The 13309-nt window shown below is 68.0% G+C and carries 11 protein-coding genes; 10 read left to right on the forward strand and 1 reads right to left on the reverse strand.

Annotated features, from left to right (window positions below; translation table 11 throughout):
* Positions 1 to 947 precede the first annotated feature (947 nt).
* Positions 948 to 1136, forward strand: a complete 189-nt coding sequence (locus tag FB475_RS23405) for a hypothetical protein (RefSeq protein WP_141858707.1) — start codon at positions 948 to 950, stop codon at positions 1134 to 1136.
* 830 nt (positions 1137 to 1966) lie between these two features.
* Here FB475_RS23405 and FB475_RS23410 read toward each other — a convergent pair.
* Positions 1967 to 2419, reverse strand: coding sequence for a hypothetical protein (locus FB475_RS23410; RefSeq protein ID WP_141858708.1), 453 nt, complete (start codon positions 2417 to 2419; stop codon positions 1967 to 1969).
* A 369-nt stretch (positions 2420 to 2788) separates the two neighbouring features.
* On the opposite strand from FB475_RS23410, the gene FB475_RS23415 reads away from it, so the two are divergent.
* The 9 genes from FB475_RS23415 to FB475_RS23455 all read left to right on the forward strand — a co-directional run bounded on the left by FB475_RS23415 (position 2789) and on the right by FB475_RS23455 (position 13033).
* Entirely contained in the window at positions 2789 to 3694 is a 906-nt protein-coding gene (locus FB475_RS23415; protein WP_425551922.1) for a Cgl0159 family (beta/alpha)8-fold protein, read from the forward strand.
* A 46-nt stretch (positions 3695 to 3740) separates the two neighbouring features.
* A complete protein-coding gene (iolB, locus tag FB475_RS23420; RefSeq protein ID WP_141858710.1) occupies positions 3741 to 4640 on the forward strand; it encodes a 5-deoxy-glucuronate isomerase in 900 nt (299 codons plus the stop codon).
* Positions 4637 to 6544 (forward strand): 3D-(3,5/4)-trihydroxycyclohexane-1,2-dione acylhydrolase (decyclizing), encoded by a 1908-nt coding sequence (gene iolD / locus FB475_RS23425; RefSeq protein ID WP_141858711.1) that lies wholly within the window; start codon positions 4637 to 4639, stop codon positions 6542 to 6544. Before iolB ends, iolD begins: the two co-directional genes overlap by 4 nt.
* Complete coding sequence (locus FB475_RS23430; RefSeq protein WP_141858712.1) at positions 6544 to 7452, forward strand: TIM barrel protein; 909 nt, start codon at positions 6544 to 6546, stop codon at positions 7450 to 7452. Before iolD ends, FB475_RS23430 begins: the two co-directional genes overlap by 1 nt.
* 81 nt (positions 7453 to 7533) lie before the next feature.
* A complete protein-coding gene (locus FB475_RS23435; RefSeq protein WP_141858713.1) occupies positions 7534 to 8529 on the forward strand; it encodes a sugar ABC transporter substrate-binding protein in 996 nt (331 codons plus the stop codon).
* A 9-nt stretch (positions 8530 to 8538) separates the two neighbouring features.
* Positions 8539 to 9585: an ABC transporter permease gene (locus FB475_RS23440; protein ID WP_141858714.1), complete on the forward strand. Its 1047-nt coding sequence runs from the start codon at positions 8539 to 8541 to the stop codon at positions 9583 to 9585.
* Entirely contained in the window at positions 9582 to 10439 is an 858-nt protein-coding gene (locus FB475_RS23445; RefSeq protein WP_141858715.1) for an ATP-binding cassette domain-containing protein, read from the forward strand. The genes FB475_RS23440 and FB475_RS23445 overlap by 4 nt, the downstream gene beginning before the upstream one ends.
* Complete coding sequence (locus FB475_RS23450) at positions 10432 to 11505, forward strand: Gfo/Idh/MocA family protein (protein WP_141858716.1); 1074 nt, start codon at positions 10432 to 10434, stop codon at positions 11503 to 11505. Before FB475_RS23445 ends, FB475_RS23450 begins: the two co-directional genes overlap by 8 nt.
* A 25-nt stretch (positions 11506 to 11530) precedes the next feature.
* Positions 11531 to 13033, forward strand: coding sequence for a CoA-acylating methylmalonate-semialdehyde dehydrogenase (locus tag FB475_RS23455; protein WP_141858717.1), 1503 nt, complete (start codon positions 11531 to 11533; stop codon positions 13031 to 13033).
* The last annotated feature ends 276 nt before the right edge of the window (positions 13034 to 13309 follow it).

The following is a 13309-nucleotide window of genomic DNA, read 5'->3' on the forward strand; positions in this document are numbered from 1 at the left end:
GGGCGGCCGTATGACACCGAGCAACGCGGCGGCCGATGGTATGGCCCGGACCCACCTGGCGGCCGGTGGTACAGCCCCGAAGGACCCGGCGACCGGTGGTACGACGCCAAGCGACCCACCGGCTCGCAGTACAGCCGCGGGCACTCCGACGGGCTCACCCCAGCATCGACAGGCACCGTCCGCGCCGACCCACGCCTCCGGCCCGACCGATCCAACAGTGGTAGCGCGCCGTCCGCAGAACACGGATGCGCCAACCGCCGGCAACGACCCCCGAACCGTCGTCGGCGGTGAACCGACCGGCCGGACCAACCCGATAGGTGCAATCGGCTCACCCGAACACCCCGCCCGCGGCGGGGACGCCACCGACCGCAGCCCGGCCTCGAACGACCCGACGGTGGTAGCGCACCGCCCCCACGACCTGAGCGCAGCCACGTACGCCGAACAGAACGACCCGACCGTGATCGGCCGCCACCCTGGAACCCTCCATGTACCAGGTGCCGACGACATCACAGTCATCTCGGACCCGAACGATCCCACCCTTGCCGCACGCCGACCGGCTGCCCCGTCACCCGGCGCCCGCATCACCGCCGCACACCGATCCGACGTATCGGAGCCCGACGATCCCACCATGGCAACACCCCGTACGGACGTCCCGCGGCCGGATGCCCACGCGCTCGCAGCCCGCCAGGGCGACGTACCAGAACCCAACACCCGCGGCGCTGCAACGGAACCAGCGAACGTACCTGCTGGAGCCGACTCACACGGAGTTGCTCCAGGGCGAGCCGACCTAGCTGCTGAGGCCGGCGCGCGCAGAGCTGCACCGGAGCGAGCGGGCGTACCTGCTGGAGCCGGCGCACACGGAGATGCTCCGGAGCGAGCTGACCGGCTTGGTGGGGCGGACGCCCGTAGAGCTGTAACGGAGCGAGCTGACCTAGTTGCTGGGGCCGATGCCCGCAGAGGTGCACCGGAGCGACCTGGCGGGGCTGGCGCCCGTGGAGCTGCAGTGGGAGCAGACGTATCTAGTGGGGCTGACGCCCGTCGAGATGCAGAGGCGCGAGCTGACGTACCTGGGGCAGATGACCCGGCGGTTGTGGCGCGGCGGGGTGATGTGGCTGGGTCGGATGACGTCACGGTGATCGGGGATCCGACCGATGTGAACCTGGGGGCGAACGAGCCGACGGTTGTAGTACGTGGGGGCGACGTACCTGGGCCTGATGATGCGACGGTACTCATGAACACTTCTTCGTCCGCGAATGCCGACGGTCAGACGACCGTGATTGCACACCTGAACCTTCCCGCCGAGCAGACGGCAGGTACGCAGAACGCCGACGTCCCTCAGGCTCCGCCCGGCCACCAGCTGACCGGTCAGACGCTGCGTGGGGCCCAACAAGCGACGCTCTCGCCCCGTAAGCCATCCGTTCAACGTGCAGCCGATCAGGCGACGCCCGATGCAGCGCGGCCCGAGACGGAGCGATCCGGCGCGGAGGAGGCTGCCGCCCAGCAGGCTCGTGCTGCGCAGGCTCGCGCAGAACAGCCTGCGGAGGACGCCTACGGGACGCGGCAAGCCGAGGTAGCGGAAACGGACCCAGCGCAGGCCGAGGCGACGCAAGCCGAGCTGACGGGAACCGTGGCCATGGAGGCCGAGCCGACGGGGGCCGAGCCGACGGGGGCCGAGCCGACGGGGGCTGAAGCGATGAGGGCTGAGACGACACAGCCTCAGGTGACGCAAGCTGAGCCGACGGGGGCCGAGCTGACCGGGGCCGAGCTGACCGGGGCCGAGCTGGTGGGGGCCGAGCCGACAGGGGCCGAGCCGACAGGGGCCGAGCCGACGGGGGGTGAGGCGGCGCAGGCTGGGCCGACGTGGGCTGGGGGCGAGGAGGTGCCGGCCGAGCGGGTGCGGGGTCAGGTGCCGCCGGAGGACGGCTGGGGTGATCAGAGTCGGGACGGGCAGATGCGGGCCGATGGTTTACCGGCGGAGCAGGCGAACCTTCAGCGGCCGCGGGTGGAGCGTGCTGTCGTTGGAGAGGGCCGGGTTGAGCAGGCGTTGTCGGCCGAGCTGCCGGCGGCGCAGGTGGCGGATGGTGGTGCGGTTGAGGGAGAGGCGCTTGACGGGTCTCCCCTTGACGGTGCACTGCGTGCGGACGGTTTGGGCGGTGCGGGCGCGAGTGGTTTGAATCCAGCTGGTCAGTTCACGTCGGGGGTCGGAGATGTGGCCGAGTCGGCTGGCGGTGCCGGTATGTCGGGTGCGGCGGCTGATGGAGTCGTGGCTGGTGGCGGGGCTGCGGTTGGTGGCGGGGCGGCTGGTGGAGTGGTCGGTGGTCGCGGAGCTGCGGCTGGTGTGGCTTCGGTTGCGGCTGGGGGTGTTGTTGCTGGCTTGGCGGGGGGCGTGGCTGGTGGTTTGGCGGACGACGATCGGCATGCGGAGTGGGGTTCTGGGGGCGAGGAGGCCGGGGATGATGGGTTGGCGTCGACTCAGGTCTATCCGGCGGTTGGTGGTGCGGACGAGTCAGATCGGCACGAGTCTGAGTCGTTGAACGGGGCCGGCACGGATGCCCGGGTGGGTGAGGGTGCCGGTGTGGAGAACCCTTACGTGGACGACGCTGCCGTAGGTGCGGTCGGTGGGGCTGCGGCTGTAGGTGCGGTCGACGAGGTGCCTGTGCATGCGGGAACTGATGTTGCCTCGGGTGCTGGCGCAGCTGGTGAGGTCGGGGATGCGGGGCTTGTTGGTCGTGCCGGTGATGACACTGCGGTAGCTCGTGCGGCTGGGGTTGGGGGACGTGGGCGTGGGGTGTTGTTGGAAGGGGTTCGGGGACGGTTGGGGGAGTTGACTGAGGTTCGGGTTCGGTTTCCGGAGCGGGTTGTTGAGGGGTGGTTGGGGCGGCGGACGCGGGCGTTGGTGGGGGATGATGGGCGGCTTTTGATTGTGGCTGCGGATCATCCGGCTCGTGGGGCGTTGGGGGTGCGTGGTGATCGGATGGCGATGGGTAGCCGGTTGGAGTTGGTTGCGCGGTTGGTGGTTGCGTTGCAGCGGCCGGGGGTGGACGGAGTGCTGGCTACTCCTGATGTGCTCGAGGATCTGCTGTTGCTCGGGGCGTTGGAGGGCAAGGTCGTCATCGGGTCGATGAACCGGGGTGGGCTGCAAGGGGCGGCGTTCGAGTTGGACGATCGGTTCACGGCGTACCGGACGGCGGACGAGATCGCGGCGCGGCGGCTTGATGGCGGGAAGATGCTGACCCGCATCGACCTTGCCGATCCGGGGACCGTGGCGACGCTCGAGAGCAGTGCCGCGGCCGTGACCGGACTGGCTGAGCACAAGCTGATGGCGATGGTCGAACCGTTCTGGACGACCCGGGGTGCGGACGGGCGGGTGACGAACGTGCTCGACCCCGACTCGGTGATCAAGTCGATCCAGATCGCCTCCGGACTCGGTGCGACCAGCGCGTACACGTGGTTGAAGCTTCCGGTCGTCGACGAACTCGAACGGGTGATGGAGGCAACGACCCTCCCGACGTTGCTGCTCGGTGGCGACCCGACGGCGGCACCGGAAGCGACGTACGCCTCGTGGGGCAAGGCGCTCGAGCTGCCGTCTGTCCGTGGACTGGTGGTCGGACGGGCGCTGCTGTTCCCGCCGGACGGTGACGTGGCTGCAGCGGTTGATCATGCGGCCGCACTGGTGCATGGCAGCAACGGATGATCTGCGGCTCCCGGACGCGAGAGATTTCTGACGAAGGACGGTTGGGATGACTGAATGGGTTCGGCCCGCCGGTACGGCGGCGGACGGCGGGTACGACGTGGTGGTACGGCCCGGCGAGCCGCAGTGGCATCACAGCGGCCTGCTGGTCCGGACGCTGTTGCCCGGGCAGTCGGTGGAGATCGACACCGGGGACTGTGAGTACATCGTCCTGCCGTTGAAGGGTTCGGCGGAGGTGATCGTGGACGGTGAGGCCGTACCGCTCGGTGGTCGGGCCGACGTGTTCGCGGGTGCGACGGATCTCGCCTACGTACCGCGGAACTCGACCTTCGCGGTGGTGAGCGCCGGCGGCGCGCGGATCGCGTTCCCGCACGCGAAGGCCGCCGCGGACCATCCGTTCCGGCGGCTCGGCCCCGAAGACGTCGAGACCGAGCTGCGCGGCGCCGGGGTCGCCTCCCGTCAGGTTCGTAACTTCGGTACGCCGGGCGTCCTCGACGCGGACTCGATCATCGCCTGCGAGGTGATCACGCCGGCCGGGAACTGGTCGTCCTACCCGCCGCACAAGCACGACGAGCACCGGCCCGGGAAGGAGAGCGAGCTCGAGGAGATCTACTACTTCGAGCTGCAGCTGTCCGACGACGTACCGGAAGATGTCAAGGGCAACGACCCGATCGGCTACCAGCGGGTCTACGGTACGCCGGAACGTCCGATCGACGTCCTCGCCGAGGTGCACAGCGGCGACGTGGTGCTGGTCCCGCATGGTTGGCACGGGCCGGCGATGGCACCGCCCGGCTACGACATGTACTACCTGAACGTGATGGCCGGCCCTGGCAAGGAACGCCAGTGGCTGATCACCGACGACCCGCAGCACGCCTGGGTCCGTGAGTTGTGGAACTCCCAACATATCGATCCGCGCCTGCCTTTCGGAGAACAAGGAGCTGAGTCATGACGGTGCGTCTCACGGTCGCGCAGGCGCTGGTGCGATTCCTGAGCGTCCAGTACTCGGAGCGGGACGGGGTCCGGCAGCGGTTGATCGCGGGGTGCCTGGGCATCTTCGGTCACGGCAACGTGGCCGGGGTCGGCCAGGCGTTGCTGCAGTCGGAGCTCCAGGACCCGAAGGCGCTGCCGTACATCCTGGCCCGGAACGAGCAGGCCATGGTGCACACGGCGGCGGCCTTCGCCCGCACACGTGACAGGCTGCAGACCTATGCCTGTACGGCGAGCGTCGGTCCCGGCTCGACCAACATGGTGACCGGTGCGGCACTCGCCACGATCAACCGGCTGCCGGTGCTTATCCTCCCTTCGGACGTGTTCGCGACGCGGGTGGCGACACCCGTGCTGCAGGAACTGGAGAGCTTCGGCGCCGGTGACGTCTCGGTCAACGACGCGTTCCGCCCGGTGTCGAAGTACTTCGACCGCGTCTGGCGGCCCGAACAGTTGCCGTCGGCACTGATGAACGCGATGCGAGTGCTGACGGATCCGGTCGAGACCGGCGCGGTGACGCTGGCCCTCCCGCAGGACGTCCAGGCCGAGGCCTACGACTGGCCGGACGAGCTCTTCGTCGAGCGCACCTGGTACGTCGCACGCCCCTTGCCGGAGGCATCAATTGTCGACAAGGCGCTAGATCTCCTACGGTCCGCGCAGCGTCCGTTGATCGTGGCCGGCGGTGGCGTGCACTACTCCGGTGCCGAGGACGCGTTGCGTGAGTTCGCTGAGAGGACCGGCATCCCCGTGTCGGAAACCCAAGCAGGTAAGGGATCTCTGAGCTGGGATCATCCGCAGTCGGTGGGCGCGGTCGGCTCGACGGGGACCACGGCAGCCAACGCGCTGGCGCGGGACGCCGACCTGGTGATCGGCATCGGCACCCGCTACAGCGACTTCACGACAGCCTCGCGGACGGCCTTCCAGAACCCGGATGTGCGGTTCCTCAACATCAATGTCGCGCGCTTCGACAGTGGTAAGCATGCAGGCCTCCCGGTAGTGGCCGATGCGCGGGAAACCCTTGTTTCGCTGGGGTCCGCACTCGGCGAGTGGTCCGTGGATGCCAATTACACAGCCGAGGCCCAGGAACTCACCAGGACCTGGAACGGAACTGTGGACGCAATTTTCCGGCCCACTCCCGAACGGATGGCGGCTGAAGGACTGCTCACTCAGGGCGAGGTGATCGGAACCGTCAACGAATTGTCGGCGGCGTCTGATGTGGTTGTGTGTGCGGCCGGATCGATGCCGGGCGACCTCCACAAACTGTGGCGGACACGCGACCCGAAGGGATACCACGTCGAATATGGCTACTCCTGCATGGGATACGAGATCGCCGGCGGCCTCGGGGTCCGGCTCGGCGCACCGGATCGCGACGTGTTCGTCCTGGTCGGCGACGGGTCGTACCTGATGATGTCCAGCGAGCTGGCGACCGCGGTCCAGGAGAACCTCAAGATCATCGTGGTCCTGGTGCAGAACCACGGCTTCGCGTCGATCGGCGCGCTCTCGGAGTCGCTCGGCTCCCAGCGGTTCGGTACGGCGTACCGCAAGCGCACCGGCGATGGCCGGCTGGACGGCGACTACCTGCCTGTCGACCTGGCCGCGAACGTGCGCAGCTTCGGCGTCGAGGTGATCGAAGTGCACAGCAAACCCGATCTGGAGAAGGCGATCCAAACCGCGAAGGCGGCGAGCGGCCCGATCGCGATTCACGTCACCACGGATCCGATGATCGGCGGCCCGGACAGCGACTCGTGGTGGGACGTCCCGGTCAGCGAGGTCTCGGAGCTGCAGACGACGCAGTCGGCCGCGGCGTCGTACGAGGAGAGCAAGAAGGCCCAGCGTCCGTACCTGTCTCCGGCCGAGGGGGACAGCTGATGGGGAAGGTCCACATCGGTACGGCGCCGGACTCGTGGGGCGTCTGGTTCGCCGACGATCCGCAGCAGACGACGTGGACGCGGTTCCTCGACGAGGCTGCTGCGGCTGGGTACACGCGGATCGAGCTCGGTCCGTACGGCTACCTCCCGACGGATCCGGTGCGGTTGAAGGAGGAGCTCGACCGGCGCGGGCTCACGATGACGGCAGGTACGACGTTCGAGCAGTTGCACCGCCCCGACGGGTGGGAGGCGACGTGGCGCGACATCGTGAAGACGGCCGAGCTGACCGCGGCGATGGGCGCGAAGCACCTGGTCGTGATGCCGTCGATGTGGCGTGGCGACAACGGCGAGATCGTCGAGGAGCGGCTCGACCACGAAGGACAGGCCAAGCACGGGCGGGCGGTAACGGAGCTGGGTCGTCGGCTGGCCGAGGAGTTCGGGCTGCGGACGCAGTACCACCCGCATGCGGACGGCCATGTGGACACGCAGGACACGGTCGAGCGCTTCCTCGAGGAGACCGACAGCGCCTACGTGAACCTGTGCCTCGACACGGGGCACATCAGCTACTGCGGCGGCGACAACCTCGAGCTGATCCGGAAGTACCCGGACCGGATCGGTTACGTACACCTCAAGCAGGTCGATCCGAAGGTGCTCGGGGAGGTCGAGGCGGAGGGTCTGAGCGTCGACGAGGCTGTCCGGCGGGGCGTGTTCTGCGAGCCGCCGTACGGCGTACCCGAGCTGCCGCCGGTGCTGGAAGCGCTTGCCGGGTTGGATGCCGACGTGTTCGCGATCGTCGAGCAGGACATGTATCCGTGCGCTCCCGACGTACCGCTGCCGATCGCGGAGCGCACGCTCACGTATCTGAAGTCACAGCAGCTGATCACCGGCGGGGGTGGCGAATCGGATTAACGGCCACGGGAGCGTCGGCATATGTGACACTCTCGGGTCCCAAGCAACTCAGCGGAACACCCGAAAGGCTGGTAGCAAGTCATGGTTCGGTGGCAGAAGAAGGCGGTGGCCGCGGTCGCGGCTGTCGCACTTGCCGCGGCTCTGGCCGCGTGCAGCTCCTCCGGCGGCAAGCAGAAGGAGCAGAGCTCCAGCGGCAGCGGCGGTAACGTCGCCGACACGCCGCGGATGAAGGTTGCCCTGATCACCCATTCAGGGCCCGGCGACACCTTCTGGGACATCGTCCGGCGCGGCGCCGAGGCGGCCGCGAAGAAGGACAACATCGAGCTGCAGTACTCCGCCGACCCGGACGGCGCTGCCCAGGCGAACCTGGTGCAGACCGCGATCGACTCGAAGGTCGACGGTATCGCGGTCACGCTGAACAAGCCCGACGCGGTGATCCCGAACGTCAAGAAGGCGATCGCGGCCGGTATCCCGGTGACGATCCTGAACGGTGGCCTCGACCGGTGGAAGACCACCGGCGCCCTCGGGTACTTCGGCCAGGACGAGCGGATCGCCGGCCAGGCGACCGGTGAGAAGCTCAAGCAGCTCGGCGCGAAGAAGGTCATCTGCGTCATCCACGAGCAGGGCAACGTCAGTCTGGAGGCCCGCTGCCAGGGCATCAAGGACAAGTTCGGCAACGTCGAGAACGTCAACGTCAACGGCACCGACCAGCCCGGGACCCAGGCGACCTTGACCTCGAAGCTGCAGGCCGACAAGACCGCCGACTACGTCGTCGCGCTGAACGCCGGCATCGCGCTGACCGCGGTCCAGGCGGTCAAGGACGCGGGGTCGTCGGCGAAGGTCGCGAGTTTCGACATGAGCAAGGAAATGGTCAAGGCGGTCCAGGACGGCACGGTGCAGTTCGCCGTCGACCAGCAGCCGTACCTGCAGGGCTACCTGGCGATCGACGCGATCTGGCTGTACAAGACGAACGGCGACACCATCGGCGGTGGCGACGCGACACTGACCGGCCCGGCGTTCATCGACAAGTCGAACATCGCGGCGGTCCAGAAGTACGCCGAAGCCGGGACGCGCTGAGGTAGCGCCATGGCATCGACCATCACCTCACCCGCATCGGCGGACGACCGCGTCTCCGCTCGGTCCCTCGGCGCCCGGCTGCTCAGCCGGCCCGAGATCGGGTCGCTGGTCGGCGCGGCCGTGATCCTGGTGTTCTTCCTGATCGCGGCGCCGCCGTTCCGCAATATCGACAACACGGGCACGATCCTGTACCAGGCCGCGCTGATCGGGGTGATGGCGGTGCCGGTCTCGCTGCTGATGATCGGCGGCGAGTTCGACCTCTCGGCCGGCGTCGCGGTGACGACGTCCGGCCTGACCGCGGGCATCTTCTCGTACCAGTTCAGCATGAACGTCTGGGTCGGCGTTCTGGTCGCGCTGGTCTTCTCACTCGCGATCGGTGCCTTCAACGGCTGGTTGCTGATGCGGACCGGACTGCCCAGTTTCCTGGTGACGCTGGGTACGTTCTTCATCCTGCAGGGCCTGAACATCGCGGTCACCCGGATCACCTCCGGCGCCGTCGCGTCGAACTCGATCAGCGACATGGACGGGTTCGGCGCGGCGAAGGCGATCTTCGCGTCGGAGTTCAAACTCGGCGGTATCACGGTCAAGATCATCATCGTCTGGTGGATCGTGTTCGTGGCGATCGCCGCGTGGGTGCTGCTGAAGACCCAGATCGGCAACTGGATCTTCGCGGCCGGCGGTGACGCGGCGGCCGCGCGGGCGGTCGGCGTACCGGTGAAGAAGGTGAAGATCGGGCTGTTCATGGCGGTCGGGTTCTTCGCCTGGTTCACCGGCATGCAGTTGCTGTTCAACTCCAACGGCGTCGTGCAATCCGGTGAGGGCGTCGGCAAGGAGTTCCTGTACATCATCGCCGCGGTCGTCGGCGGCTGTCTGCTCACCGGCGGCTACGGTTCGGTCGTCGGTGCGGCGGTCGGTGCGCTGATCTTCGGCATGGTCCAGCTCGGCGTGGTGTACGCCGGCTGGAATCCGGACTGGTTCAAGGCGTTCCTGGGCGCCATGTTGCTGCTGGCAACCATCGTGAACCTGGTCGTGAAGAAGCGGGCGGAGGCACGATGACCACCACGGAGTCGTTCGCGGACGAGGCGGCTGCCAGCCCCAACTCGCCCATTGTGCTGCTCGAGGACGTCGGCAAGAGCTACGGCAACATCAACGCGCTGCGCGGGGTGTCGCTGGCCGTCCGGCAGGGCGAGATCACCTGCGTGCTGGGGGACAACGGCGCGGGCAAGTCGACGCTGATCAAGATCATCGCCGGCCTGCACGACTACACCTCCGGCCGGATGTCGGTGAACGGCGAGGAACGGCACTTCTCCTCGCCGCGCGAGTCGCTCGACAGCGGGATCGCGACCGTCTACCAGGACCTCGCGCTGGCGCCGCTGATGTCGGTCTGGCGGAACTTCTTCCTCGGCAACGAGATCACCAGGGGACCGTTCCGGCAGCTCGACGCGGCGAAGATGAAGCGGATCGCCGAGGAGGAGCTGACCAAGATGGGGATCTCGATCCCCGACCTCGAGCAGCCCGTCGGGAAGCTGTCCGGCGGCCAGCGGCAGTGCGTCGCGATCGCGCGCGCGATCCACTTCGGCGCCAAGGTGCTGATCCTGGACGAGCCCACCGCGGCGCTCGGGGTGAACCAGTCCGGTGTGGTGCTGAAGTACATCGTGAAGGCGCGGGACGCCGGGATCGGGGTCATCTTCATCACCCACAACCCGCACCACGCGTACCTCGTCGGCAACCACTTCGTCGTGCTGAAGCTCGGCCGGGTGGCGCTGGACACGCACCGGTCGCAGATCACGCTGGAGCAGTTGACCACCGAGATGGCGGGCGGTTCCGAGCTGGAGGCCTTGAGCCACGAGCTCCGGGAGATCGATCCTGGAAGGGTCGTGGACCAACCACAGGGGAGGGACGATGAGTGACCTGCGCGTCGGCGTCGTCGGCGTCGGGGTGATGGGCGCGGACCATGCCGAGCGTGTCGCGCGGAAGACGTCGGGCGCACGGCTGGTCGCGGTGTCCGACGCCGATCGCGGCCGGGCCGAGGCGCTCGCCGCTCGGTTGTCGGAGGGCCTGGGCGGCGAGTCCGAGAGCACGGCGCGGCACTCGGGCGGCACGGCGTACGTCGACAGCGTCCGGGTGGTCGAGGACCCGATGGAGCTGATCGCGGCCGATGATGTCGACGCGGTGATCCTGGCGTCACCGGGGTTCGCGCATGCGGATCAGCTGTTCGCCTGCCTCGAGCACGGGAAGCCCGTGCTGTGCGAGAAGCCACTGACGATGGACGCGGCGTCGGCTCTCCGTGTCGTCGAGGCCGAACACAAGCTCGGGCGGCAGCTGATCCAAGTCGGGTTCATGCGCCGCTTCGATCCGGAGTACGCCGCTCTGAAGCAGCTGCTCGATTCGGGCGAGCTCGGGCGGACACTGCTGCTGCACAACGTGCACCGGAACAAGTCGGTCGCATCGTCGTTCCGGAGCGAGATGATCGTCCGGGACTCGATGGTGCACGAGGTCGACGTCGCCCGCTGGCTGTTCGGCGAGGAGATCACCCGGATCACCGTGTACACGCCGAAGCCGACGAGCCTGGTGGCGGAGGGCGCGTTCGATCCGCAGCTGGCGGTGTTCGAGCTGGCGAGCGGAGCGATGGCCGACGTGGAGGTTTTCGTCAACTTCCAGGTCGGGTACGAGGTCCGCTGTGAGGCCGTTGCCGAACGAGGCAGTGCGACGGTCGGACTCGGGTCCGGTGTGTTCACCCGCGCGGGCGAACACTGGGGCGGCGCGATGCCGGCCGATTTCCGGATCCGGTTCGAGCAGGCGTACGACCTCGAAGTACAGCGTTGGGTCGACGCGACCAGACGCGGCGAGATCGACGGGCCGAGCGCCTGGGACGGGTACGCCGCGGCGGCCGTCTGTGAGGCCGGGCTCGAGTCGCTGAGCAGCGGCACGCCGGTCGACGTCGCACTGGCCGACCGCAGCAAGGTCCTCGGATAAGACACCCTGGTAGTGAGGAAACATCGTGAGTACTGACATCAAGCGCATCACCCACCTCGTCGGCGGCAGCTCGTGGACCGGGGTCGCCGAGCGGACCAGCAACGTCTACAACCCGGCGACCGGCCAGGTGACGGGCGAGCTGGACCTCGCGTCGGCGGCGACCGTCGACGAGGTCGTCAAGGTCGCTCACGACGCGTCGAAGGCCTGGGCACAGACGTCGCTCACCAAGCGCGCGCAGATCCTGTTCGCGTACCGCGAGCTGGTCAGCCGGAACAAGGACCGGATCGCGGCGCTGATCACCGCCGAACACGGCAAGGTGCTGTCCGACGCGGTCGGCGAGGTGACCCGCGGGCTCGAGGTGATCGAGTTCGCGTGCGGCATCCCGCACCTGCTCAAAGGCGGGTACAGCGAGGGCGTCTCGACCAAGGTCGATGTGTACTCGATCCGCCAGCCGCTCGGGGTCTGCGCGGTCATCTCGCCGTTCAACTTCCCGGCGATGGTGCCGATGTGGTTCGTCCCGATCGCGGTTGCCTGTGGCAACAGTGTGGTGATCAAGCCGTCCGAGAAGGATCCGTCCGCGGCGAACGCGATGGCCGAGCTGTGGAAGGAGGCCGGCCTGCCGGACGGTGTGGTGAACGTCGTGCACGGCGACAAGGAGGCGGTCGATCGGCTGCTCGAGCACCCGGACGTGAAGTCGATCTCGTTCGTCGGGTCGACGCCGATCGCCAAGTACGTCTACGAGAACGGTACGAAGAACGGCAAGCGCGTGCAGGCGCTCGGCGGCGCTAAGAACCACATGATCGTGCTGCCGGACGCGGATCTGGATCTCGCCGCCGACGCGGCGGTGAACGCCGGGTTCGGATCGGCCGGCGAGCGCTGCATGGCGATCTCCGCGCTGGTCGCGGTCGAGCCGATCGCGGACGAGCTGATCGGCAAGATCAAGGAGCGGATGGCGACCCTCAAGACCGGCGACGGGACGCGTGGGTGCGACATGGGTCCGCTCGTCACGGGTGCGCACCGGGACAAGGTCGCCGGGTACGTCGCGGCCGGGGTCGAGGCCGGCGCGGAGCTGGTGGTCGACGGACGTGAGGGTAACTTCGACGGCGCGGACGACGGGTTCTGGCTGGGTCCGACGCTGTTCGACAAGGTCACGCCGGAGATGTCGATCTACACCGACGAGATCTTCGGCCCGGTGCTGTCCGTGGTGCGGACGACGTCGTACGACGCGGCGCTCGACCTGGTGAACTCGAACCCGTACGGGAACGGGACGGCGATCTTCACCAACGACGGCGGCGCGGCCCGGCGGTTCCAGAACGAGGTTGAGGTCGGGATGGTCGGTATCAACGTCCCGATTCCGGTGCCGATGGCGTACTACTCGTTCGGCGGTTGGAAGAACTCCCTGTTCGGCGACACGCACGCGCACGGAACCGAAGGCGTCCACTTCTTCACCCGAGGCAAGGTCGTCACTTCCCGCTGGCTGGACCCGTCCCACGGCGGAATCAACCTGGGCTTCCCGACCCACGACTGAACCGCGCATTTTGGGTGTAGCGTCGAACGTGACCCCCGGGGCATGAGGAGTACCGCGGTGCATGCAGGGCCACCGGCCCGTCCGAAGTCCGCGATCAGCAAGCCCAGGAGTGCGTCATGGCCAAGAACAAGGGCGGACGCGAAGTCCGCAAACCCAAGCAACCCAAACAGCCCAAAGCCAGCCCGAGCGACAGCGCAATCATCCCGCCGACCAAACAGACGCGGAAGTAGCGCCCGCCGGACCACGAGTCCCGGCGAGACAGCTCGGAACACGATC

It is taken from the genome of Kribbella jejuensis (assembly GCF_006715085.1).
Taxonomy (GTDB): Bacteria; Actinomycetota; Actinomycetes; order Propionibacteriales; family Kribbellaceae; genus Kribbella; species Kribbella jejuensis.

Excerpts from the sequence above, each read along its gene's own strand:
- FB475_RS23405 (WP_141858707.1), top strand. The coding sequence starts at position 948 with ATGCCCGCAGAGGTGCACCGGAGCGACCTGGCGGGGCTGGCGCCCGTG.
- FB475_RS23410 (WP_141858708.1), bottom strand. The coding sequence starts at position 2,419 with ATGCCGATCGTCGTCCGCCAAACCACCAGCCACGCCCCCCGCCAAGCC.
- iolB (WP_141858710.1), top strand. The coding sequence starts at position 3,741 with ATGACTGAATGGGTTCGGCCCGCCGGTACGGCGGCGGACGGCGGGTAC.
- iolD (WP_141858711.1), top strand. The coding sequence starts at position 4,637 with ATGACGGTGCGTCTCACGGTCGCGCAGGCGCTGGTGCGATTCCTGAGC.
- FB475_RS23430 (WP_141858712.1), top strand. The coding sequence starts at position 6,544 with ATGGGGAAGGTCCACATCGGTACGGCGCCGGACTCGTGGGGCGTCTGG.
- FB475_RS23435 (WP_141858713.1), top strand. The coding sequence starts at position 7,534 with ATGGTTCGGTGGCAGAAGAAGGCGGTGGCCGCGGTCGCGGCTGTCGCA.
- FB475_RS23440 (WP_141858714.1), top strand. The coding sequence starts at position 8,539 with ATGGCATCGACCATCACCTCACCCGCATCGGCGGACGACCGCGTCTCC.
- FB475_RS23445 (WP_141858715.1), top strand. The coding sequence starts at position 9,582 with ATGACCACCACGGAGTCGTTCGCGGACGAGGCGGCTGCCAGCCCCAAC.
- FB475_RS23450 (WP_141858716.1), top strand. The coding sequence starts at position 10,432 with ATGAGTGACCTGCGCGTCGGCGTCGTCGGCGTCGGGGTGATGGGCGCG.